The 21,947-nt window shown below is 67.1% G+C and carries 21 protein-coding genes and 2 pseudogenes; 15 read left to right on the plus strand and 8 right to left on the minus strand.

From position 1 onward, the window contains the following. Positions 1-251: 251 nt before the first annotated feature. From SMA5143A_RS35515 to SMA5143A_RS35535, 4 genes are all read right to left on the minus strand, one after another. Positions 252-851, minus strand: a complete 600-nt coding sequence (locus SMA5143A_RS35515) for a TetR/AcrR family transcriptional regulator (RefSeq protein ID WP_107466941.1) — start codon at positions 849-851, stop codon at positions 252-254. A gap of 368 nt (positions 852-1,219) precedes the next feature. Then, positions 1,220-2,539 (minus strand): amidohydrolase family protein, encoded by a 1,320-nt coding sequence (locus tag SMA5143A_RS35520; RefSeq protein WP_107466942.1) that lies wholly within the window; start codon positions 2,537-2,539, stop codon positions 1,220-1,222. An 81-nt stretch (positions 2,540-2,620) separates the two neighbouring features. Next, entirely contained in the window at positions 2,621-2,950 is a 330-nt protein-coding gene (locus tag SMA5143A_RS35525) for a CocE/NonD family hydrolase (protein WP_219923627.1), read from the minus strand. Positions 2,951-3,349: 399 nt separating this feature from the next. Beyond that, complete coding sequence (locus SMA5143A_RS35535) at positions 3,350-3,772, minus strand: nuclear transport factor 2 family protein (RefSeq protein ID WP_181362171.1); 423 nt, start codon at positions 3,770-3,772, stop codon at positions 3,350-3,352. 522 nt (positions 3,773-4,294) lie between these two features. Here SMA5143A_RS35535 and SMA5143A_RS35540 point away from each other — a divergent pair. From SMA5143A_RS35540 to SMA5143A_RS35560, 6 genes and pseudogenes are all read left to right on the plus strand, one after another. After that, complete coding sequence (locus SMA5143A_RS35540) at positions 4,295-4,744, plus strand: glyoxalase (RefSeq protein WP_107466944.1); 450 nt, start codon at positions 4,295-4,297, stop codon at positions 4,742-4,744. A 27-nt stretch (positions 4,745-4,771) separates the two neighbouring features. Continuing rightward, positions 4,772-5,629 (plus strand): SDR family NAD(P)-dependent oxidoreductase, encoded by an 858-nt coding sequence (locus SMA5143A_RS35545; RefSeq protein WP_107466945.1) that lies wholly within the window; start codon positions 4,772-4,774, stop codon positions 5,627-5,629. Between the two features lie 17 nt (positions 5,630-5,646). Next, positions 5,647-5,939, plus strand: a pseudogene (locus SMA5143A_RS44285) (ISAzo13 family transposase); the annotation flags it as partial. Between the two features lie 412 nt (positions 5,940-6,351). Beyond that, entirely contained in the window at positions 6,352-7,794 is a 1,443-nt protein-coding gene (locus SMA5143A_RS35550) for an aldehyde dehydrogenase (protein ID WP_107466946.1), read from the plus strand. A gap of 58 nt (positions 7,795-7,852) precedes the next feature. After that, positions 7,853-9,385 carry a GMC family oxidoreductase gene (locus SMA5143A_RS35555; protein ID WP_107466947.1) on the plus strand — a complete coding sequence of 511 codons (1,533 nt, stop codon included), beginning with the start codon at positions 7,853-7,855 and terminating at the stop codon, positions 9,383-9,385. 37 nt (positions 9,386-9,422) lie between these two features. Continuing rightward, positions 9,423-9,983, plus strand: a complete 561-nt coding sequence (locus tag SMA5143A_RS35560; protein ID WP_107466948.1) for an NADPH-dependent FMN reductase — start codon at positions 9,423-9,425, stop codon at positions 9,981-9,983. Between the two features lie 51 nt (positions 9,984-10,034). On the opposite strand, the gene SMA5143A_RS35565 is transcribed toward SMA5143A_RS35560, so the two are convergent. Then, complete coding sequence (locus tag SMA5143A_RS35565; protein ID WP_146193998.1) at positions 10,035-10,475, minus strand: MarR family winged helix-turn-helix transcriptional regulator; 441 nt, start codon at positions 10,473-10,475, stop codon at positions 10,035-10,037. Between the two features lie 309 nt (positions 10,476-10,784). Here SMA5143A_RS35565 and SMA5143A_RS35570 point away from each other — a divergent pair, with 309 nt between their 5' ends. From SMA5143A_RS35570 to SMA5143A_RS35600, 7 genes are all read left to right on the plus strand, one after another. Continuing rightward, on the plus strand, positions 10,785-11,627 hold the full coding sequence (locus tag SMA5143A_RS35570) for an alpha/beta fold hydrolase (protein WP_181362172.1): 843 nt from the start codon (positions 10,785-10,787) through the stop codon (positions 11,625-11,627). Between the two features lie 77 nt (positions 11,628-11,704). Next, entirely contained in the window at positions 11,705-12,106 is a 402-nt protein-coding gene (gene pcaC, locus SMA5143A_RS35575; RefSeq protein ID WP_258193922.1) for a 4-carboxymuconolactone decarboxylase, read from the plus strand. 460 nt (positions 12,107-12,566) lie between these two features. After that, complete coding sequence (locus SMA5143A_RS35580; protein ID WP_146193999.1) at positions 12,567-14,540, plus strand: TIR domain-containing protein; 1,974 nt, start codon at positions 12,567-12,569, stop codon at positions 14,538-14,540. Between the two features lie 122 nt (positions 14,541-14,662). Beyond that, on the plus strand, positions 14,663-15,145 hold the full coding sequence (locus SMA5143A_RS35585; RefSeq protein ID WP_107466952.1) for a hypothetical protein: 483 nt from the start codon (positions 14,663-14,665) through the stop codon (positions 15,143-15,145). Continuing rightward, entirely contained in the window at positions 15,142-15,654 is a 513-nt protein-coding gene (locus SMA5143A_RS35590; RefSeq protein WP_107466953.1) for a dCTP deaminase, read from the plus strand. Before SMA5143A_RS35585 ends, SMA5143A_RS35590 begins: the two co-directional genes overlap by 4 nt. A 35-nt stretch (positions 15,655-15,689) precedes the next feature. Beyond that, complete coding sequence (dcd, locus tag SMA5143A_RS35595; RefSeq protein WP_375136583.1) at positions 15,690-16,250, plus strand: dCTP deaminase; 561 nt, start codon at positions 15,690-15,692, stop codon at positions 16,248-16,250. A 345-nt stretch (positions 16,251-16,595) separates the two neighbouring features. Next, positions 16,596-18,581 carry a Xaa-Pro dipeptidyl-peptidase gene (locus SMA5143A_RS35600; protein WP_107466981.1) on the plus strand — a complete coding sequence of 662 codons (1,986 nt, stop codon included), beginning with the start codon at positions 16,596-16,598 and terminating at the stop codon, positions 18,579-18,581. On the opposite strand, the pseudogene SMA5143A_RS45020 reads toward SMA5143A_RS35600, so the two are convergent. From SMA5143A_RS45020 to SMA5143A_RS43530, 3 genes and pseudogenes are all read right to left on the minus strand, one after another. Continuing rightward, positions 18,487-19,110, minus strand: a pseudogene (locus SMA5143A_RS45020) (helix-turn-helix domain-containing protein); the annotation flags it as partial. The gene SMA5143A_RS35600 and the pseudogene SMA5143A_RS45020 overlap by 95 nt on opposite strands. Before the next feature lie 167 nt (positions 19,111-19,277). Continuing rightward, on the minus strand, positions 19,278-19,577 hold the full coding sequence (locus SMA5143A_RS43525; protein WP_219923628.1) for a hypothetical protein: 300 nt from the start codon (positions 19,575-19,577) through the stop codon (positions 19,278-19,280). A gap of 383 nt (positions 19,578-19,960) precedes the next feature. Further along, on the minus strand, positions 19,961-20,482 hold the full coding sequence (locus SMA5143A_RS43530) for an MBL fold metallo-hydrolase (RefSeq protein ID WP_219923629.1): 522 nt from the start codon (positions 20,480-20,482) through the stop codon (positions 19,961-19,963). A 317-nt stretch (positions 20,483-20,799) separates the two neighbouring features. Between SMA5143A_RS43530 and SMA5143A_RS35615 the strand changes: the two genes are divergently transcribed. Together SMA5143A_RS35615 and SMA5143A_RS35620 are read left to right on the plus strand one after the other, a co-directional pair. Then, complete coding sequence (locus tag SMA5143A_RS35615) at positions 20,800-21,057, plus strand: type II toxin-antitoxin system VapB family antitoxin (RefSeq protein WP_107466956.1); 258 nt, start codon at positions 20,800-20,802, stop codon at positions 21,055-21,057. Then, positions 21,054-21,467 carry a PIN domain nuclease gene (locus SMA5143A_RS35620; RefSeq protein WP_107466957.1) on the plus strand — a complete coding sequence of 138 codons (414 nt, stop codon included), beginning with the start codon at positions 21,054-21,056 and terminating at the stop codon, positions 21,465-21,467. Before SMA5143A_RS35615 ends, SMA5143A_RS35620 begins: the two co-directional genes overlap by 4 nt. The last annotated feature ends 480 nt before the right edge of the window (positions 21,468-21,947 follow it).

A 21,947-nucleotide genomic window follows, 5' to 3' on the forward strand; every position in this document is an offset into this window, starting at 1 on the left:
GAGCCCGCGGGGACGAGTCGGCGATGCGCGCGGCTTCGTGCCAGCATCTCACCGGAGCCGTGCACATCACCCCTGTCGGTGTCACCGTTCTCGGGCCCTCACCGACCACCGCCTCGCCGACACCGACAAGTGATCGTCGTCCCTCCAGGGACACCGAGGAAGCGAAGGCCAGGGCGGGCCGAACGCCGAGCACGTCTCCCTTCTGCACGTCTCCCTTCTCTGACAACGGCCGCCTGGAAGGAGGGAGTTCGTCAGCAGTCGGTCCCGGTCACCCGCCGTACCAGGTCCGCCCAAGTGGCCTTGAGCCGCTCGGTGGTGATCTGGTCGTCGTTGCGCAGGTGGTCGAGGGTCTCCAGGTCGACGAAGGCCAGCAGGGCATGGGCCAGCACGGTGTGATCCCCCACGACTCCCGCCTCCCGCAGCAGCGAGGTGACGTGGAGGCGGAAGGCCCGGCCGTAGTGCGAGGTCTGGCGCCGGTCGGTGGGCACCTGACGCCCCAAGGCCGGGCCCAGGTCGGTGGGGTCGGCGACCCGTTCGATCAGGGCATGGCCGAACGCGGTCAGCCGGTCGCTCGCCGGGGCCTCCGGCCCCAGCGGCGGCGAACCGGAGGTGTACGCCTCGTAGAACTCCGCCTCTACGTCGTCCAGCAGGGCCAGCAGCAGGCCATTGCGGTCGCCGAACCGGCGGAACAGCGTACCCTTGCCCACCCCGGCGACCTGCGCGACCTCGTGCATCGTCACATGCTCGGCGCCCCGCTCGGCCACCAGCCAGGCGGCCGCCTCCAACAAACGGGCACGGTTGCGGGCGGCGTCGGCACGCTCCCCCGCCAGATCGCCCGAAGACTCCGTCATCCATCACCCCGCGACACGACATCGACGTACACGCCACCATCCTCGATCCGCACGGGACACACCGGAACAGGCCGCGAAGCCGGCGCAGGCTGATCGCCCAAGCTGATGACCTGGGCAGGGCGGTACGTGTGCGTATGCCCGCAGAGACCGTTTCCTCGCGGGCGGACGAGGTTTCTGAACCCTCGTGTAGCCGCCATGCCCAGCCTCTGCCCCACGCCGAGAGGCCGGCGAACGGCCGGTCCTGCCGGACGAGGCGCCTGGTCAGCCAGCCCATCGACAACCTCGCCAGGCGCGTGACGGACGAGACGACACCCACCTGGCGACCATCGAGCGGGCGCCGGGGGGGCGTCGCCGCGGAGCGCGGACGGTCATTGCGCGCGGGCCCTGATGCGAGCGCGTGACTCACGAACCAGCGTGCGTGCCATCTGGAGCAATTCGCCGTCGATGGCACTGTCGCGCTTGAGGATCCGCCCGCCGACGATGACAGTGCTGACGTCACCGGGGCCGGCGTTCAAGAACGCCGCGAGGACCGGATCCCCGAACCCGTCCAGATGGGGTGCGGCGAGGTCGACGGTGATCAGGTCCGCGTAGCGGCCGACCGCCAGCTCACCTGTCACGTCGTGGAAACCGAGCACCCGGGCGCCGCCCTTGGTCGCGATGTCGAGCAGGTCGAGGTGGGTGTGGCTCAACTCGGCGGGAATCTCGCCACGCGCGATGGGGCCGGCGTTCGTTCGGGCGCGTTCGGCGGCGAGGGCGAGGCGCATCTCGCCGAACAGGTCGCTCGGACCGTAGGCGACGGTGTCGGCACCCAGACCGACAGGGATCCCGTGCTCCAGCGCGAGTCCCGTGGCCGGGTGCACCCCGAGGCCCATGGTGAGTTCGCCGGTCGGCGTGGCTGACACGGTTCCTCCTGACTCGGCGATCAGTTTCCACTCCTGAGGGCTGAACTCGTTGGCGTGAACGTAGTTCACGTCATCACCGAGAAGCCCCTGTGTCCGCAGTTGATCGACGGCCCCCGGCAACCCCGCCAGCCCGGCGTGGATCGAGATCGGCAGACTCAGTTCGCGTGCCAGCGCGAACTCGTGCTCCGTGTCCTCCGGTGACGCCATCGACGGGCCACGCAGGGCGAGCCCCGCGGCGATCCGGTCAGGTCGGGCCAGGGCGTGGAACTCGCGCGCCTGGTCGGGGTAGCGGGTGAAGTCGCCACTCGAACTCGCCTTGCCACCGAAGAAGAGCCTCGCTCGGATCCCGCTGTCGGCCAGCGCACGCACATTGGCGTCCGCGTCGGCGATCGAACCCAGGTTGTGGGCCCAGTCGGCCACGGTGGTCACTCCGGCGTCGATCGCCTGTACGGCGCCCCACAGCACGCCCGCGTACACGTCCTCGGTGGTGAAGGGATCTCCGAAGCCCTCGCTGACCTGCTGCATGTAGGCGAAGAGGGGCACGTCGCTGGAGCTGGCCGACAGGCTGCCGAGCCACATGTGGCGGTGGGCGTCGACGAATCCGGGCAGCACCAGATGCCCGTCGGCGTTGACGACCTGCTCATCTCCTTGTGCGAGCAGGTTCTTGCCGATCTCAGCGATCCGGCCGTCCCGGATCGCGATGTCGGCCAGCCGGCAGGTCCGGTCCGGGAAGAGGACATGTCCGCCACGGACGAGTACTGGCGCGGACGCGGAATGGTTGGTCATGGCGAGAATTCATTCCGTTTCACATGTGGGGATGAAGTCCGACTCGATCGTCAGCGGGGCCGAGCGGCCGGGTTCGGCGCTTCAGGAGTGAGGTAGGACGCTCATGGTGGTCGTCGAGGCGACGTGCACGCACTGGTTGACCGCGTAAGAGGAGACGCCGAGCAGGCCCACCTTGCCGGTACTCCACGGCTGGACGGCGGCCCACTCGATGCAGTCGTAGTAGTCGCGCGTCTCGCGTGGAGAGAAGATGTCAAGGTAGCCGGGCGATCGTCCGGCACCGCGGGAATCGACTCGGATGACCACGTATCCGTCCGGTACCCACTTCTCCGGGTCGACGGTCTCCCAGTTGTGGTGGAGGTTCGAGGAGCCCGCCAGCGCGTCCGGGTGCTCAGTCTCCGGGTTGCGCCACATGGCCTGGAAGCCGTCCGGGCCTTCCGATGGCGAGCCCTTTGGCGTAGGGGCCGTGCGACATGACCACCGGGTGACGCTCGCCGTCATTCGGCCGGAAACGTCCGCACGCAGGACGAGTCCGTCATTCATCTGGGGCAAGACCGAGCAAGACCGAGCACCGTGTCGCATGCCTCAGTCTCATTTCCGGGGGCCACATCCGCAGGCGGCCCGCGCCACCGCCATCGCCCGCTCGAAGGTGTCGGCCGCCAACCAGCCCGGTTCGTTTCGGCGGTTGAGGTCACTGCCCTGGACGCAGGCCACCGCGCGACGCCACGACCGCGAAACGGGGCACGGCCGCAAGGAGACACGGACGCTCAACCAGCTACGAGCGGCAGGCCACCCGAAGCTAATCGACCGAAGCTAATCGACCGCGGTGAAAAACTCACGGATGGCCTCGGTGCCACCGAACGCGCGGAGGGCCTCGGTAGTGTTCCAGAATTCGCGGAACAGGATCAGCTTGCCGTCCTTGAAGCGCGAGATGTTGATGTAACGCTGCTTGTAACTGTTCACCGACGGGCAAGTGCCATTGTATTCCAGCACATAGGCATCTTCCTCCGCATACGGCCACACGCGGACATCGGTGAAGGTCAACCCCGGCAGCATGCGTGCGAAATTGTCCAGATAGGCCTCGATGTCCTCGCGCCCGACCAACCGATCGGGGAGCCCGACCCACGGCGCATAGGGGAATTCCAGCACCAGATCGGGATGGGCGTTCATCCAGAAGAAGTCCATGTCCTTGCCGAGCGAATGCAGCATCTTCACCGCCAGCTGCGCGTTGTCCATTTCATCCCTCTCCATCCTGGCTCCGGCGAGCCAAACAACCGATCCACCGCTCACTGACCCCTGGAAGAGATCAACGGGTCACGGACTCCGGAATCTTTCCCTTTCCGCCGAACACGCGAAGGTCGAGGAAACGGAGGCCGGGAAGGCTGCGCCCGACCATCAGGTCCGGGCGGGAGTTCTCCACCGAGTTGCGGTAGCTGCTTCATGAACGCTAACAGTGGACAGATGGGGCTCACATCAGCAAATGGAACTACGACCATATGCTGATGCCAGATGGGGCTGCGGACCGGTTTCCGTGCCCGACCAGGTCGCCAGGGCCGGCCCTCGTCGACCAGCAGCCCCCGGCCCTCGGGGCCCACCGCGGCCCGCCGCAGACGCAGTCCCTGGCGAGTATGCCGTCGGCACCCCACCAGCCTGTGCACCCCGACAACACACCCCTCAAGTCGTCAACAGGTTGACGATCTGCCGCGCGCGGGAGTACGTTCGAACGCGTCAAAGTCGACATCTCGTTCGGAGGCGACAGTGGCCATATCGCTGAACCACACGATCGTTCTGACCAAGGACAAGTGGGCGGCGGCCAATTTTCTGGCCGATATGGTGGAGTCGGAGGCAAAGGCGTTCGGACCTTTCGTCCGGGTGCTCACCGGTGAAACTGACATCGAGTTCCAGAACATCGAGGACAACGTCGCGAATGACCGTATCCCGACTACGCACCTGGCCTTTCTGATGTCCGAGGACGAGCTGGACGTCGTGTTGGAGAAGTTGAAGCGCCACGGTGTGCAGCCGTATCAGGACATGTTCTACGACGAGCCCGGCGTGAATAACCTCTACGGCGGCCGTGGGTGTTATATCCACGACCCAGTGGACGGGCATCAGTGGGAGTTCATTACCGCGCCGTACTCAGGCAAGCCCGCCCACCAGGAAAAGGGTGGCTGGAAAGACTTCGTGGACCCCACTGCCGTTGACGCGTGAACCAGCTCAGCAAAGGAGGGCAACCGGATGGGTCAGTTCGACGGTAAGGGTGTTCTTGTCACCGGCGCGGGAGCCAGTTTCGGGCGGGTGCTGGCGGAGGCCTTCGCCGACCAGGGCGCATCGGTCTATATCCAGGACTGGGAGGATTCCGCGGAGTTCCTCAAGCGTAACGCCGCTGATCTCGCGCAGCGCACGCCGGGCAGAGTCGGATACGGGACGTGGGACCTCACCTCTGGCACCGCGGCGGACGAGATGGCACAGGCCGCCGAGTCGGAGATCGGCGACATAGAGATCCTGATCAACACCGCACTCTGGGGCGGTCATGGCCAGATCTTTGACATTTCAGAGGAGGAGTGGGACCGATGCATGGCGATCGGTCTCAAGAGTTACTTCCTCACTTGCCAGTCGCTGGGTGAGCGCATGTCCCGCCGCGGGTACGGCAAGATCATCAATATCACCTCGATCATGGGCGTGCTGGGCGCGGGGAGTGCCCTTCTGTACGGCACCTCGCGGGCCGCGGTGGACGGGCTCACCCGCTCGGTCGCCCAGTCGCTCGGCCCCTTCGGCGTGCGCTGCGTGGGCCTGGCCCGCGGCGCCACCGACTCCACCCAGTACACCGACGCCGAACGCGACGAACGGCTACGCAGGATGACTCTGGGCCGGCTCGCGAGCGAGGATGACCTGGTCGGACCGGCTCTGTTCCTCGCCGGCCCGGGCTCGGACTTCGTCACCGGCACCGTGATGTACGCCGACGGCGGTTACACGACTGCCGCCGTCACCGACGACGTCTTCCGCTCCACCGGCCCTCGTTGGACCGGCGAAGGCCAGCGGCGCAAGCGGAACAGCACCCTCGTACAGGCTCGTATCGACGAGCACACCCCCTGAGGGCTTCCGGATCATCAATGGTGCGGCATGTGTGCGTCCTGGACGAGAGTCGCCCCCAACTCGCGGTGAAGTCAGGGGTGTTGCTTCCGCATCCCAACGACCGGCAGCGACGCTTGCTCACGGAAGCGCAGGCCCGGCTGCTGGGAGATGGCGGTATCCGGGCCGTCACGCGGGCGGCCGGGACAGCGAGACGACTCTCGGCAGCAGTGTGTTCGAGCCGGATGCCGGCGAGGCGCCGTCGGGGCGGGCGCAGCGGCCGGGCAGAGGACGCAAGGGGGTCGCGGAGCTCGATCCGAGCCTGCGCCCCGCAGCCGGCGCGGGCGGGAACCGGACCAGCCGGGTGGTTGGTCCGATGCTGCTGCGGCGGACGGTGACATCGACGCGGCCTGCGGGTGACCCGGTCCCCGTGCCCGCTCGCGGCACGGTCAGGATCAGGAACAGTCGGCCTGCCCGCAGGCAACACGGCTGTTGACCACCGCCGACACGTGCGTCTCGAACGGCCGTCGCACCTGGGCCTGGAAAGCTCGAACTCGCCCAGCTGATCGACGTGCTCGAAGCCCGCCATCAGGGTCGGGGCCCGTTGTGGCCTCGGTGTCGCGGCGCTTATGGCGAGGCCAGGACGAGTCACTTGCGCTCCGGTGAGCGCGCGCCTGAATATCGTCAACAGGTTGACGATGGGGAAAACGGGGCCCCTACGGCCCCCCGATCGTGCGGAGCACGCGATGAGCCTTGTCTACGAGTCCCTGTTCATCGGCGGTGAGTGGGTGACCCCCTCGTCCTCCTCGACCATCGAGGTGATCTCGCCCAACACGGAACAGTCCATCGGTCGGGTACCCGAGGCCCTGGAGCCGGACGTCGACGCGGCCGTCGGGGCGGCTCGCAAGGCCTTCGACGACGCCAGCGGCTGGGCGAACTGGGCGCCGGAGCGCCGGGCGGACGCCATCGAACGCTTCGCCACCGCGCTCGACGCCCGCGCGGACGAGATGCCGATCCGCGTCTCCTCGCAGAACGGCATGCCGATCGCCATCTCCAGCAGGGCAGAGAACACCATGCCGCAGATGATGCTGCGCTACTACGCGAACATGCTGCGCACCGGCGAGATCCAGTTCGACAGCGAGCGCGACGGCGTCCTGGGGCGGATCCAGGTCAGCCGCCGGCCCGTCGGGGTTGTCGGCGCGATCGTGCCGTGGAACGTGCCCCAGACCATCGGCGCTCACAAGTACGGTCCGGCTCTGGCCATGGGCTGCACTCTCGTGATCAAGCCGAGCCCCGAGACCGTTCTCGACGCGATGCTGTTCGCCGAGGCCGCCGAGGAGGCCCAGCTACCGGCCGGCGTGATCAACATCGTGCCCGGCGGCCCGAGGACCGGCGCCTACCTTGTGGAGCACCCCGGGGTGGACAAGCTGTCCTTCACCGGCTCGGAGAAGGTCGGCCGCTGGGTGGCCGAGACCGCCGGACGGATGCTGCGCCCGGTGACCCTCGAGCTGGGCGGCAAGGCGGCGGCGATCGTCCTCGACGATGCCGACCTCACCCAGAACCTCGAAGGCTTCTTCATGGCCACCATGCTCAACAACGGGCAGTCCTGCTACCTGGGAACGCGCGTGCTGGTGCCGGCCTCCCGCTACGGCGAGGTCGTCGACACGATCACCGATTTCGTCCGCACCCTGCCCGTCGGCGACTCGCTCGACCCGGCGACGCGGGTCGGCCCGCTCGCCACGGCTCGCCAGCAGGAGCGGGTGGAGGGCTACATCGCCAAGGGCAAGGCGGAGGGCGCCCGGCTCACCACCGGCGGCGGCCGGCCCCGTGAGCAGGGCTGGTTCGTGGACCCGACGGTGTTCGCGGACGTGGACAACCGCTCGGCCATCGGCCGCGAGGAGATCTTCGGGCCGGTGCTGTCGATCATCAAGTACACGGACGACGACGATGCCGTCCGCGTCGCCAACGACTCCCCGTACGGCCTGGGCGGCACCGTCTGGACCTCCGACGTCGAACGCGGGCTCGCCGTGGCCTCCCGGATAGACACCGGCGCGATCGGCATCAACGGCTTCCTGGCAGACCCGGCCGCTCCCTTCGGCGGCACCAAAGCCTCCGGAATGGGCCGTGAGCTCGGCCCGGAGGGACTCGAGGCCTATCAGGTCCTCAAGAGCACCTACCTGCCGCGGTGACCGCCGCGTCGGACGACGTCCCCTTCGACGACCGAGGGGCACGAGAGGAGCACGAAGGATGAGCACATCGAACAACGACCGGCCGGAGGCCGTGGTGGTCGGCGCGGGCTCGGCGGGTGCCGTCGTCACGCGCCGCCTGCTGGATGCCGGGCTGACGGTCACCGTGCTGGAGGCCGGCCCGGCCGACGACTCCGAGGCCATCCACGACCCGCTGCGGTCCCCAGCCGTGTTGGGCACGGAGTACGACTGGAGTTACCGGACCGTGCCGCAGACCAGCGCCAACGGCGTGGAGTTGCCGCTGCCGCGCGGTCGCACCCTCGGCGGCACCAGCTCCATCAACGGCATGATCTACGCCCGCGGCGTCCCGTCGGACTACGACGCCTGGGTGCTGCAGGGCGCGGCCGGCTGGGCCTGGAGCGAGGTTGAACCGTACTTCCGCAAGCTGGAGGATTACGACGGCGGAGCGGTCGGGGGCCGCGGCGTGGGCGGTCCGCTGCACATCCAGCGCCTGCCCGACCCCTCCCCGATTGTCCGGGCGTTCGTCCAGGCGGCCGAGGAGGCCGGCTACCCCTACAGTGACGACTACAACGACGACAGCGGGTTCGAGGGCGTCAGCTACCTGCAGACCACCATCCGTGACGGGCGCAGGGTTTCGTCCTGGGAGGCCTACGTCCGCCCCGTTGCCGACAACCCCCGGCTGTCGGTGGTCACCGGGGCCACCGTCACCCGGATCGTGGTCGAGGGCGGCCGGGCCACCGGCGTCGAGTACCTGCGCGGTGGTGAGCGCCACCTGGTCCGTTCCGACCGCGTGGTCTTGTCTGCGGGTGTCTTCGGCACCCCACAGATCCTGCAGTTGTCCGGGATCGGTGACGCGGCGCGGCTGCGCTCGCTGGGCATCGAGGTCCGGGCGCATGTGCCGGGCGTCGGGCGCAACTTGCAGGACCACGTCACCAGCCCGGTCATCTTCGAGACGGCCGAGCCCGTGTTCCCCAGGACCCAGGGGCTGGAGGCCGGCGTGTTCGGCCGGACCAGGTCGGGACTGCTGGCTCCGAACGTGCAGCCGATGCTGATGTCCTTCGTGTACCCCTACATCAGCGGGCGACTGCCCGACTACGGCTTCACCATCACCGGCCAGGTGCTGCACCCGCTCAGCCGCGGCACCGTCTCGCTGCGCTCCACGGACCCGACCGCGGCACCGCTGATCGACCCGCGGTACCTCTCCGAGCCCGACGACCTCGAGGTCCTCGTCGACTGCCTGCTCCAGATACGGGAGATCGGGGAGCAGCCCGCCCTCCAGGCCTTGCACAAGGGCGAGGTGCGTCCGGGGCCGGACTTCGGCACCCGCGACAGTGTGCGGGAGTACGTCCGCAGAACGACGGTGACGGGCCAGCACCAGGTGGGCACGGCACGGATGGGTGTGGACAGCGAGTCGGTCGTCGACCCGACGCTGCGGGTGCACGGGCTCGAAGGCCTGTGGGTTGTCGACGCGTCGATCATGCCCACCCTGGTCAGCGGCAACACGAACGGTCCGACCATCATGATCGGAGAGCGCGCGGCCGACTTCATCCTGGGCGCGCGGCCCACCGCCTGACGTCGTTGCGGCACAGTTCAGTCACCTTGGAGTTCGCATGTCTCGCATCCTCGCCCTCGTCGGCAGCCTCCGTGCCGGCTCCCACAACCGTCAGCTCGCCGAAGCCGCCGTCAAGCTGGCTCCCGAGGGCGCGGAGATCGCGCTTTTCGAGGGCCTGGCAAACATCCCGTTCTACAACGAGGACATCGACGTCGAGGGGAGCGCCCCGGCTGCCGCCGCCAGGCTGCGCGAGGCCGCCCAGGCCTCCGACGCGTTCCTGCTTTTCTGCCCGGAGCACAACGGCAGCATCCCGGCCGTCCTGAAGAACGCGATCGACTGGCTGTCCCGCCCGCGCGCAGTCGGCGCCTTCGGCGGCAAGCCGGTCGCCGTGGTCGGCGCAGCGTTCGGTCGGTACGGCGGTGTGTGGGCGCAGGACGAGGCCCGCAAAATCGTGGGTATCGCCGGCGGCAAGGTGCTGGAGGACGTCAAGCTCTCCGTCCCCGGCTCCGTGGGCCGCTTCGCTGAGAGCCACCCCGTCGACGACGCCGAGGTCGCCGCGCAGTTGACCGAGATCATCACTCGCCTGCACGGCCACGTGCGCGAGGCCGCAGCCGCCTGATCTATCGAGAGTTCCGCTCAGCAGATCAGCCCACGCTTCAGTGGAATGGTGTCATTCCCCTGTTGTCTCCGTATCCTCGCCGATTTCCTGTATTGCTGCCATGACCCTTCGGAAGGCTGCGACATCGGCCACGCCCACTCGTTTCTCGAGGTCGGCCTCGAATTCTTCGTAAAGGCGGTCAGCGATGTGTCTGGTTTGGAGTCCTTTGGGTGTCGGCTTTACGATCCTCAGGCGCCGGTCAGATGCACTGGTCTCGATGACCACATAACCCAACGCTCGTAGCGCCTCTGCCTGCCGGCTGACGGCCTGCTTGCTCACCCCGCACGCCCGCGCGATATCTACAATTGTCGCCCCGTCAGGAGTCAGGTTACGCATGACATTTCCCGCACGGGGCGGCGAAATATCGTACCCAGCAGCGCGGAGGCCATGCTCCACGTAATTGGTGATGGCGGCGATGGAACGGTGGATCAGTGGGATGATGGGCCCTGGCACCGGAGCCTCCCGTGACTCAACGCGCCGCTTCCCGTTCGAACGGCTGGGCTTCGACAGAGTTGACACGTACGTAGCGTACACGTCAGGGCTGATGAGTTGCTCCAGGCGGACGTCACGTGAGGCACCACCCGTCCACCGGGGAACTCCGTTGCACCGGCTTGGGTCACGCCGATGAGTGGCCCGCACTCGGCGGCGGGATTCCAAGTTCTCGTACCCGTGCTCGGAGTAGCCCTCGGGCCAAGTCAAAGCATCACATAAGAGGTCGTCAACTGGTTGACTAGATAGTTGTGGCCCATGTACCCTCACTCCATGAATACGCCCTGGCCGCGTTTTTCCCACAGCAATTCCATCCTGGTCGCCGACCACGAGACCTTGCTAAGTCACATCACCACGGGGCCGGCCGATGATTCGCAGATGATTGTGTTCGTTCACTCTGCCCTCCTTGATCGACACGCCTGGTATCGGACGATGCACGAGATTGCTGGTCGACTCTCCAGAGCCGGACAATCGTTCACGCTGGCCGCGTACGACCTTCGCGGCCACGGCGCGGCCGCAGGAGAATCGATCCTCTCGATCGACCAACTCGCCCATGACCTGCTCACCATCTGCGCGCACCTGACCACCAATCCGGTCCACGTTGTCGGACTGTCACTGGGCGGCGCGGTGGCGCAGGCGGCCGCGTTGGACTCACCTGACCGCATCGCGTCCCTGGCGCTCTTGGGAACGTCTTCCCGGTTCCCAAGGACTGCGATGTACGAGCGCGCCGCGCAAGGCAAGGTCAACGGAGTCGCCGGCCAGGTCGACAACACTCTCGCCAGATGGGTCTCCGATCCTGCGGCAGACGACGAGGTGAACGGATACATCCAGAACGCTCTCGCGCAAACCACACCGGAGCGCTGGGCGCAGACGTGGGAGGCGTTGGGGCGGTTCGACGTAGTGGATCTGCTGCCCGGCTTGCATTGCCCCGTTCTCGCTCTGGCCGGCACGCGTGATGTTGCCTCGCCTCCGGAGGCACTGGAATTGATAGCGAAGTCGGTGAGGGATGGAAGCGTGGAATACCTCGATGCGGCCCATTTGAGCGCACTGGAACGCCCTTCAGAGGTCGCCTTCCATGTAACGAATCATCTACTTCGCATATCAGGTCACGTTTGAGTGGCGGTGTCGCCGACAAGTGGTTCCACTGAGACGAGATCGGTCATATAACGCGTTACCCAGGTAAGGAGAACACGTTGCTGAATCAAGATCTGTTCGACCAGGGCCTCGCCACGCGTCGCAAGGTGCTGGGAGATGCCTACGTCGACGCCTCCCTGGCCTCAGCTGACGACTTCTCCAGGGATCTACAGGAGCTCGTCACCCAGTACTGCTGGGGCGACATCTGGAACCGCCCGGGCCTCGAGCCCGCACAGCGGAGCATGATCAATCTGGCCATGCTCGCGGCGCTGAACCGTCCGCACGAACTGGCCACGCACGTCCGCGGCGCCGTCAATAACGGGCTGTCCCCTGATCAGATCAAGGAGGTACTCCTGCAAGTAGCTGTCTACTGCGGAGTACCCGCCGCCTTGGACAGCTTTCGGGTGGCTCGTGAGGTCCTCGCGTCCACAGCCCAGTCATCCGATGGCCACCGAGGCTGAACCTGTGGAGTCATCAGGGCGACGCCATCCGCCTGTCCGAGGTGTGGCTGGGCTGGTCGAACAGGGTTCCTGTTCGGGTGATCGCGCGAGGACCGGCGCATGGGAGCAGGCCTCTTGGCAGATCGGGGGCGCGAACCAAGCCGATCACCAGGAGGCCCTGTTGACGCACCTGTCTGGAGTCCAACTCGCCGTCCCTGTTGTGTGACTGCCTCGCGCGGGCGGCCGAGACCCTCCACCACGCACAGAGGCCTTCGCCATGATCAAGCCCGGCCAGCGTTGACAACGCTCGTGATCAATACACCTAGCCAGCCGATCTCCCAGCCGCCCGGCTCCGCACATGTCCTGGGGCGGCGGTTTACACAACATCCGGTAGGGACAGATCGTGGGGTGTCGAGGCGAGGCTGCCACGGGAAGGTGGGTGCCGGGACACTCCCCGATAGCGGCGAAAGAAGATGTGTGCATGGCATCGGAGAACACGCGAAGGGTAAAGGCCAGCCGCAACCCCCTCTCGCCTGTGCGCGATGCCGTGCACGGCCTTATCGACACATCCGACACCGCAGCAGGTTTCGTATCACCTGTCATCGACCGCGTCATTCAATCGCGCCCCGTTCAGCGGCTGAGGCGGGTCAAGCAGTTGGGCTTCGCCTCTCACAGCTTCGTGGGGGCGGACCACAGCAGGTACGCACACGCCATTGGCACCATGCACATCATGCGCAAGCTTCTGCGCCAGGTGGGGGCAGCTGACTCGGAGTTTGTCGCCGCACTCGAAGCCGAGTACAACCGCGTCTACCAACCGGACCAGCCCGCCGAGACGGAGTGGCTCTACGAGCACATCCTGATCGCGGCACTGTTGCAGGACGTGGGTGAACTCCCCTACCAGAGTGCCACCCGAGGGCTCTTCGTCCCCGACGACGACGTTCGCTCCTGGGTCGGTCTGAAGATCGGCCGGGACACCTCGCTCTGGCCGGCCAAGCCAGTCTTCACCCTGGCCTGTCTGTTCGGGCCTGAGATCGATCCCCTCCTTGCGCCGCTGAACAGCAACTTCATCGCCTTTCTGATGACGGCCGACTACTGGCCCGACTCCGATCTGGCCGCCGCGTTCCTGCCGGTACGCCACATGCTGGACGGCGAGATCGACGCCGACCGGATCGACTACGTACACCGCGACGCACATCACACCGTGGGGATGCTCGGAAACTCTGACGACGTCATCTCCGCGGTTATCACCTACGACGACCAAGGCCCCATCTGCTCGGACCCCGCTCCGTTCGCCAACTTCCTTGCGACGCGCGCACATCTGTATTCCACGGTCTATTTCGCGCCGCAGAACCGGTTCAGAGTCATGTTGGTCAAGAGCATCCTCAGGGGCGTGCGTGAGTCCCAGGAGCTGCGGCAGGCCTTCCCCTTGATCTCGAACCAGTACATGAGCACCGATTCCTTTCTGGAGGTCGACGACGTCCGACTGGAAGAAGAGATCACCAAGCTCAGTCAAAGCGTCCTCAAGAGTAGATTGAGCAAGAGGGCCGCTACTGCTCTGACGGAGTTCACGACGGGCACGAAACTGTACCGGCACTTCTGGCTGCGCGACGTGGGGTCCGTGGATGAGCCGGCCACGACGGCCGACGTTCCGGTGCCGCACGATCTCTTCTTCGAGGTCTTCGGGGCCGATGCCCCGCCAAGCAGCGGGGTCCGCTTCTCCATGGAGGGGCCTGACGGCGAGGTGGAGCTCACCGGCATAGGCGAATGCAACGGCCCTCACTTCGGAGTCACCAGCAATGTACGGTCGACGCTGCCCATCCTCGGCGATGTCCTGGTCTTCTACCCGCACAACAGCAAGGGTGAGGACATCAAAGCGGTACGGGCGGCGTACACCGACCGCACCCTGCGAGCCGCCCTGCTGCAGAAGGCCAGGAACGAGTGGGATGGAATTCCGCCGGACACCAGGAGCCTGAAGGGCTTCGGCGGTCCGGCGATCTTCATCTCCTATTGCACGGATGACATCGCGGAGGTTCGGCGTCTGGTGTCACAGCTGCATCACTTCCGGCGACGTTACTTCGTCATCATGGAAGCGAATCAGGGCATCGGAGGAACCACTGCCCGCAACAGCATCGACGGCGTCATGAACACCGATGCGGCGATTCTGGTTGCTTCGCGCTCCTATCAGCAGCGGTGCTCCACCCAGCTGAACGGGAACATCATGCACGAGATCCGCACCATGCACGACCGGCGGTCCTCGTCCCCCAGCGACTATCCAGTCGTCCCCGTCTCCGTTCACCCTCACCACGACGTGACCAACATCCCCTGGTCGCTACTCGGGATGGACGCCCCTCCCTTCACGGGGACGGTCATCGGAAACGCCTCCGACACGGAACTGAGAGCGACGGTCGAGGCGGCCTTGACCGCGATCGACGCGCAGATCGGCAGCCGCCCGTGATCCAGCGCCCTCAGCCCACCCGCCCTCGTGCATGTCGCATCGCTTTGTTCGGGCTGCCCGGTTCGGGGAAGAGCACATTTTCGTTACTGGCACAGGAGTGGGCCGTCAAGAACGATGCCACCGTGCACGTCATCACGCTCGCGGAACCGCTGTACCTCGCTCAGGCTGCGGTCTATGAGTGTGCGGGACGTCCGCTGCAGACCGGAGAACGAAGACAGGACGGCGCCCTGCTCAATTTCCTCGGCTCACACATGCGGAAGATCAATCCGCACGTCCTCGAGGAGCATTTTCTGTCAGAAACAGCGCGCATCCACGCAGCTTGCGAAGGCAGCACTCGGCGTCAGGTGGTCATCTGCTCAGACGCCAGGCCCGCCGACCTCCCCTATCTGCGCCAGGGCGGGTTCCATCCCGTGGTGATCACTGTCGACGAAGAGGTGGCCCGGGAGCGGAGGGAAGCGCGGGGCGACCTGACGCTCGGCGACTCCCGGCATTCGACGGAGAACGGGCTGGAGAGGATACGTCCGAGCAGCCCGGTGGACAACAGTGGCACGCTCCAGGACTTCGCCACTGCCACCACCGCACTGTTGAATTCCCTGCTCAGGTGATCCTGACCGGGCGGCAGATCGAGGCGGCCGTCGACGCTGCGGAGATCGTCATCCGCCCCTTCGACCCGAGACACATGAACCCGAACAGTTACAACTACACGCTGGGTAGGCATCTCAAGTCCGCGGAAGGTGTCCTTGATGCCCGCCGCGAGGCGATATGGCACTCGGCCACCATCGGCGACGAGGGCTACGTCCTCGTGCCCGGGCGGCTCTATCTCGCCAGTACGGCCGAGGTGATTGGCAGTGAGACGTACGTGACCAGTTTGATCGGTCGGTCGTCGCTCGGTCGCCTCGGGCTTTTCGTCCAGGTGACCGCCGACCTCGGGCATCAGGGAGCGATTCACTGCTGGACCCTGGAACTCGCCGTCGTCCAACCACTGCGCGTCGTACCCGGCATGCCGCTGGGTCAGGTCAGTTTCTGGAGGACGGCAGGAACCGTCACCTCCTACTCAGGCATGTACGGGCAGTCGTCAGCACCGACCCCCTTTTGGCCACCGAGCCTCGCCTGAAAATGGCGGATTACCCATGGGAGAGTGAGCCCACCGTGATATTGACCGGAGAAGAGATCATCCGCCAGTATCACCTTCAGCGGATTGAAATAGATCCGTTCAGCGCCGAACAGGTCAACCCGAACAGCTACGACTTCCGGCTCGGTACGGAATTGCTGACCTATCGAAACAGGGAGTTGGACGTCCAGGTTCGACAGCCCACCGAGCGGACACGGCTGACCGAGGCGGGCCTCGTCCTGCAGCCGGACCGCGTGTACCTCGGTTCCACCATGGAGAAGATGGGCAGCGACCACTATGTGCCCATTATCAGGGGTAAGTCGTCACTCGGCAGACTCGGTCTCTTCGTGAACATCACGGCCGATCTGATTGACATCGGCTCCCACAACAACTGGACGTTGCAGTTCCACGCCGTGCAGCCGGTTCGGATCTACCCGGGAATGCGCATCGGCCAAGTCACATTCTGGGTCCCGGTTGGCACCATCAAGCTGTATTCGGGCAAGTATCAAGGGTCCGTGGGGCCGCGTCCGTCCGAAGCCTTCCGCGACTTTGAGGCACCCGGCTCGACGGACAGCCCCGACCACCTCCGGCCGGCCTAGCCCGAACCAAGTACGGCGGGCTGCGGGTCACGTGTCAGGTCCGCACGTCGCGTTGCTCGATCTCCTTGCGTACCCCGGCGACCGTTGCGCCTGGGGTCGCTCCCGGTGATGGCCGATCGGCTCGGCGTCCTCCGCCATTCGGCGGGGCGTGGTACGGAAGCTTGGCAGACGCGTCAGGGCGTCCTGCCCGGCGACGTTGGGCGCATGACTCCAACAGAGATCTCGCACGAAACGCCACCTCCGCGGCACGGGGCACCGGCTGAGCCCGCCGGCGTGGTCGAGCAACAGCCGTCGGTGGGGCGGTTGGTCGGGGTGGACCTGGCCCGCGCGCTGGCGGTGTTCGGCATGTTCGCGGTCGTTGGGCCGCGTCCGCGTACGCGGAAACGCACGCGCTTCACGATCTGGAGAACGTACGCGACCGCGTCCGTCGCCGCCCTGCTGGCCGCCCTCCTCGCCCCGGCGGCTGCCCAGGCCGCCCCCGCCCCGAAGGAGAGCCGGCCGGTCCACTCCTACACCCATGCCGTCCGTGAGTCCGTCTGGGTGGACACCGGCCTCGACGGCGACGGCGACGGCAGGAAAGACCGCGTCGCCGCCGACATCGTGCGGCCTCGCGAACCCGCCCGGCTGGGCCGCAAGGTCCCCGTCATCATGGACGCCGGCCCGTACTACTCCTGCTGCGGGCGCGGCAACGAGAACCAGAAGAAGACGTACGACAAACGCGGGCGCGTCGCCCGGATGCCGCTGTTCTACGACAACTACTTCGTTCCCCGCGGCTACGCCTTCGTCGGCGTCGACCTCGCCGGCACCAGCCGCTCCGACGGCTGCGTCGATGTCGGCGGCCGCAACGACATCCGGTCCGCGAAGGCCGTCATCGACTGGCTGAACGGCCGCGCCAGGGCCTACACCAGCCGCCGCGGCGGCACCGCCGTCAAGGCGACCTGGACCAACGGCCGCACGGGCATGATCGGCAAGAGCTGGGACGGCACCATAGCCAACGGCGTCGCCGCCACCGGCGTCAAGGGCCTGAAGACGATCGTTCCGATCAGCGCGATCTCCTCCTGGTACGACTACTACTTCGCCAAGGGTGCCCCGTTTTCCGAGTTCGGCCCCGACTGGCTGTCCTTCGCAGTAGGGAGCGACGGCGCCTCCAGGCGCTGTGCGGCCATGGAACGCAAGCTCATCGACGGAGCCCCGCGCAGCGGTGACTGGACGCCCCTGTGGACTGAGCGCGACTACGTCAAGGACGCGGCGAAGGTACGCGCGAGCGTGTTCCTCGTGCACGGGACGCAGGACCTCAATGTCCGCGCCAAGCACTTCGGGCAGTGGTGGGACGCACTCGCGAAGAACGGCGTCGAACGCAAGATCTGGCTTTCCCAGACCGGTCACGTCGACCCCTTCGACTTCCGGCGCGCCGACTGGGTCCGTACCCTGCACCGCTGGTTCGACCACGAACTTCTCGGCTACGACAACGGCATCGTTCGTGAGCCCATGGCCGACATCGAGCGCCACCCCGACCAGTGGGTCACCTCGAAGGTCTGGCCGCCGCGCGCCACGCACACCACCAAGCTGTACCCGGCCATCGGCAGTCGGCCGGGCGTGGGGACCCTTGGCCGGAGCAAGGGCACCGGCACCGAGACGTTCACCGACAACCGGGCGCGGAGCGAGACCGACTGGGCGGCACGGATCGGCAGCACGACGCCCGAGAAGTCCGGCTTCGTGACCAAGCCGCTCACCCGTGACCTGCGTCTGTCCGGCTCCTCCAAGGTCACCGTCACCGCCACCTCGACCACGTCGACGGCCCATCTGTCCGCCGTCCTCGTCGACCTCGGCCCCGACACCATCCGGGACTACGCCGACAAGGCCGAGGGCATCACCACGCTCACAGACCGCACCTGCTGGGGCAGCAGCACCGCCAGGGACAGCGCCTGCTTCAAGGCGACGCGGGCGAAGAAGAGGTCTGTCGGCTACACCGTGTTCAGCCGCGGGTGGGCCGACCTCGGCAACCACGCCTCCGACCGCAAGGGGGTCCCGCTCACCCCGGGCAAGGCCTACACCATCACGCTCGACCTCGCGGCCACCGACCACGTCGTCCCCAAGGGCCACCGCCTGGCCCTGATCGTCGCGGGCACGGACAAGAACCTCATCGAACCGCCGTCCACCACCCCGACGCTCACCCTGGACCTGGCCCGTACGTCGGTTCGCGTCCCGCTTCTCGGCGGCGCCACCGCGTTCGCCCGCGCCACCTCGGGCGGCACGTCCGCCGCACCCGAGGCCAGGGTCCTGGAGGGCGTGCGGGCACCACACGCCGCCCAGCGCGTCCCCGGCAACTGACCGGCTCGGGCGGCCAGGCATACCTGGCCGCCCGCCTCGCGGGCACCGGCACCCACCGACCGGGGTTCTGGTGGATCTTCCGGGGCTTGGGACGGGGGCAGCGGCTGTCCGCACGGCCTTGAGCGGCGTAGGGCCGGTAGTGCCACTGGCCGGTGGTGTCCGTGGTGCGGTTGCGGCGGATCTCGCGGCTGACGGTCGACGGGCTGCGGCCCAGCTCAACGGCGGTGGCCCTGACCGGCGCTTTCTCCCGTATCCGGTCGGCGATGTAGATCCGCTCGTCCTGGCTCAGGCATCGCGACGAAGAAGCGGACGGCGGCACCACCGGACGAACCGGTGATGCCGCCTTGTTCCGGCCGGACGGTCTGCGTCCGTTGCGCCGGCGCCTGCCGGTCTTCGAGTTCACCCCGACGATTCGGCACGCGTCCTCGTTGGTCACACCCTGCCGCATGAGCTGGAAGTATGCGGCTCGCTCAGCAGAGAGCTGTTCGCGGCCCTGAGGGCTCCGTACCTTCCGCATATGGAAGTCCATCGCATCCCCTGAACCGGGGTGTTGCGACGACCACCAGAACGGAAGGTGTGGGCGATGCGGGGACCTTCAGCCCGCGACGGTCGGTCCGGCTCGTGCACGGCCTCGTCGGGGCCGGCCGGGGCCGGGGCGGTCGTGGAGGCTTCGTCGATGGCGTCCTGGAGCGCGTCTCAGCCTTTCATACCCTCGAGGAGTCCAGCCGCGGCCTTCTCGTAGTCGCTCTCACTGAGGCCGTCGCACTCGGCGGTCTTCTTCAACTCCTCGGCCTCGGAGTCCGCATCGAGTGCGGCCTTGATGGCCTTCGTACAGGCCTTCAGGTCTTCGGCGCTCGCGGCTGCCGGTGTGATGCCGGCGGTGGTCTGGGTGCTGCTGGGCTTGCTCGGTTTGCTGGTGCTCTCGGAGCTTCCGCAGCCGGTGGTGAAGGCGGTGAGGGCGAACAGTACGACGCAGGCGGCTGTGCGAGTGCGCATGGTGCCTCCAAGGACGTTGTGTCGGTGACGGGATCGTGCATGGTCCGCACGCCCTGACGCGTCCGCCGAGCTTCCTGGCCCGCCCCCGCCGAACGGCAGAGGATGTCGAGCCGATCGGCCATCACCACTCGATGGTGTGGCGCTGGGGCATCGCCGCCGGTCGGGCGTTCGCGGTTCGCCGCGTTGCGGCATGGACGGTCGAGCACCGTCGGCAGGGTGTGTGCGTCGATGACGGGGCCGTGGCCCGGCACCACGTGCTCGGGTGCGAAGGAGGCGATCCAGTCCAGGGAGCGGAGAGCACCGTCCAGGGAGCCCATGAACACCAGCGGGGTGACGCGGTGGAAGAGCAGGTCTCCGGCGAACAGCACTCGTGGTTCGGGGAGTCAGACGATCAGGTCGCCGCTGGTGTGGGCGGGGTGGCCGGGGTGGTGGAGTTCGATGGGATGGCTGTGGCTGTGCAGGGTGAGTGCTGTGCGGATGGTGAGGTCCGGGGCGCGCCGGGTGACCGCGCCCCAGTCGGGCACGGGCTGCCAGATCGGCGGGCAGCCGTCGATGACGGTGTCGCTCAGGATGCCTTCGCGGGTGGCTTCGTGCGCGATGACCACCGTCGTTCGGGGCAGCAGGCTGTTGCCGTGGGCGTGGTCGCCGTGCAGGTGGGTGTTGACCAGGTAGCGGATCGGTGAGCCCGGCGCCGCCCGGCCGACGGCGCCCAGCAGGTCCCGGGTGCGGTTCTCGGTGGCGCAGGTGTCGCTGAGGACGGTGTGGTTGTCGGTGGTGACGAACCCGGCGTTGTTGATCCACCAGGAGCCGTCGTGCTGTATCCAGGCGTACACGCCGGGGGCCACGGCTCGGGCGGTGCCCGCGGTGTCCGCGGTGTCCGGTGCCGGGCTCTGGGCGGGGGTCACCGGTGGCCTCCGTGGGGTGCGAGGGCGTGCGGGTGCGAGGTGGCCCGCAGATGGCCAGGCAGCCGCCGCCGCAGGTCCTTGTGCGGTGAGCGGCCCACCGCAGAGGCCAGCAGTCAGCGGCCGTCTCGGACCATCGAACCGGCTCCAGTCCGGGTTGACCGCTGGTGAGACCGGTCCGCGAGGAAGGCTCCGGACTCCCCGCAACGGATGTCTCCTCAAACACGCAGTGGCGAGCACAGCAGTCACTCGGAACAGCGCGGCAATATATAAAAGATCTTATATACTGGCACCTTGACATGTATGCATGAGGAGGATCCATGAGTCGTACCGTCATCGACCTCGACGACGAGGCGCTGGCAGAAGCGGCCAAGCAACTCGGCACCACCACCAAGCGCGACACCATCAACACCGCCCTGCGGGAGGTCACGGCCCGCTACCGACGTCTGCGCGCGCTCGACGAAGCCCGTACCTTGGCGGCCGACGGCGCGCTGGACATGGACCTCCTCCTGGACAAGACCAAGTACCGGGCCACGAGCGCGGCAGACGACGTCCACCGCGCCGGAGTGGATGAGTGACCGTCGCCGACTACCTCATCGACACCTCAGCCCTCGCCCGCGTCCTGCTCCGCCAGAACACAGTCGAATGGGATGACATGATCGGCGCCGGTCTCGTCGCGATCTGTGACATCACCGAACTCGAGGTCCTGTACTCAGCACGTTCGGCCGCAGACCGCACCCGCTTGAAGACGGCGCTCGACGCCCACTACGCCTGGTGTCCCATGCCGGACGGTGTCTACCGCCGCTCCCGCGTCGTCCAGGAACAGCTGACAGCCAAGGGCGAGCACCGCAGCGCGGGCCCCGTCGATCTACTCGTGGCCGCCGCCGCCGAGGAGGCGGGGCTCACGCTGCTCCACTGCGACCGCGATTTCGAGACCATCGCCCGCACGACGGGGCAACCCGTCCGCATGATCGACCTCAGGCAGTAGAACCCACGCGGCTGCCACGAAGACCGGACCTGCCGGCCGCCGATGCGGTCCCGCCACAGCCGCCGCTCCGGACCGCCGCGGCGAAGGTGAAGGGGCCGGCAGCAGCGACGTCCGCCGTGGCGGCACTGATGGCATCGGCGGGGAAGTCGCCGTAGCCGATCATACGAACGGCCAGGTTGGCGTGGGTCACCAGGGGATCCGGGGCAGCGTGTCACAGGTGGAGTACCTGACAACGGTGCCGCCGACGGCAACATCTGGTGGTGCGCTGCCTGGAGGCCCCTGCTCAATGACGGTCGGCGGTTCCCGAGAAGCAGTGCCACGCCCGGCCGTAGGGTGCGGCTGGGTGCTGCGGGCGGTTCGACCAAGCGCGCCGGGCTCCAGAACTCAGCCTTCTCGACCCTTGTCGGTCTTTTCCGATCCCTGTGTCCAGCCTTCGTCCGAACGCGTCCCGGATGGACACCTCCGACTGCCGCGACAGCC

Origin of the sequence: Streptomyces sp. MA5143a, from assembly GCF_900290235.1 — a bacterium.
Classification (GTDB): Bacteria; Actinomycetota; Actinomycetes; order Streptomycetales; family Streptomycetaceae; genus Streptomyces.

What these genes read in the sequence shown, in the direction of transcription:
- SMA5143A_RS35515 (WP_107466941.1), bottom strand. Translation starts at nt 851, where the DNA reads ATGACGGAGTCTTCGGGCGATCTGGCGGGGGAGCGTGCCGACGCCGCC.
- SMA5143A_RS35545 (WP_107466945.1), top strand. Translation starts at nt 4,772, where the DNA reads ATGGGTCAGTTCGACGGTAAGGGTGTTCTTGTCACCGGCGCGGGAGCC.
- SMA5143A_RS35600 (WP_107466981.1), top strand. Translation starts at nt 16,596, where the DNA reads ATGTTCGCGGTCGTTGGGCCGCGTCCGCGTACGCGGAAACGCACGCGC.
- SMA5143A_RS43525 (WP_219923628.1), bottom strand. Translation starts at nt 19,577, where the DNA reads ATGCGCACTCGCACAGCCGCCTGCGTCGTACTGTTCGCCCTCACCGCC.
- SMA5143A_RS35535 (WP_181362171.1), bottom strand. Translation starts at nt 3,772, where the DNA reads ATGGACAACGCGCAGCTGGCGGTGAAGATGCTGCATTCGCTCGGCAAG.
- SMA5143A_RS35570 (WP_181362172.1), top strand. Translation starts at nt 10,785, where the DNA reads ATGAATACGCCCTGGCCGCGTTTTTCCCACAGCAATTCCATCCTGGTC.
- SMA5143A_RS35580 (WP_146193999.1), top strand. Translation starts at nt 12,567, where the DNA reads ATGGCATCGGAGAACACGCGAAGGGTAAAGGCCAGCCGCAACCCCCTC.
- SMA5143A_RS35555 (WP_107466947.1), top strand. Translation starts at nt 7,853, where the DNA reads ATGAGCACATCGAACAACGACCGGCCGGAGGCCGTGGTGGTCGGCGCG.
- SMA5143A_RS35520 (WP_107466942.1), bottom strand. Translation starts at nt 2,539, where the DNA reads ATGACCAACCATTCCGCGTCCGCGCCAGTACTCGTCCGTGGCGGACAT.
- SMA5143A_RS35615 (WP_107466956.1), top strand. Translation starts at nt 20,800, where the DNA reads ATGAGTCGTACCGTCATCGACCTCGACGACGAGGCGCTGGCAGAAGCG.
- SMA5143A_RS35550 (WP_107466946.1), top strand. Translation starts at nt 6,352, where the DNA reads ATGAGCCTTGTCTACGAGTCCCTGTTCATCGGCGGTGAGTGGGTGACC.
- SMA5143A_RS35525 (WP_219923627.1), bottom strand. Translation starts at nt 2,950, where the DNA reads ATGTGGCGCAACCCGGAGACTGAGCACCCGGACGCGCTGGCGGGCTCC.
- SMA5143A_RS35560 (WP_107466948.1), top strand. Translation starts at nt 9,423, where the DNA reads ATGTCTCGCATCCTCGCCCTCGTCGGCAGCCTCCGTGCCGGCTCCCAC.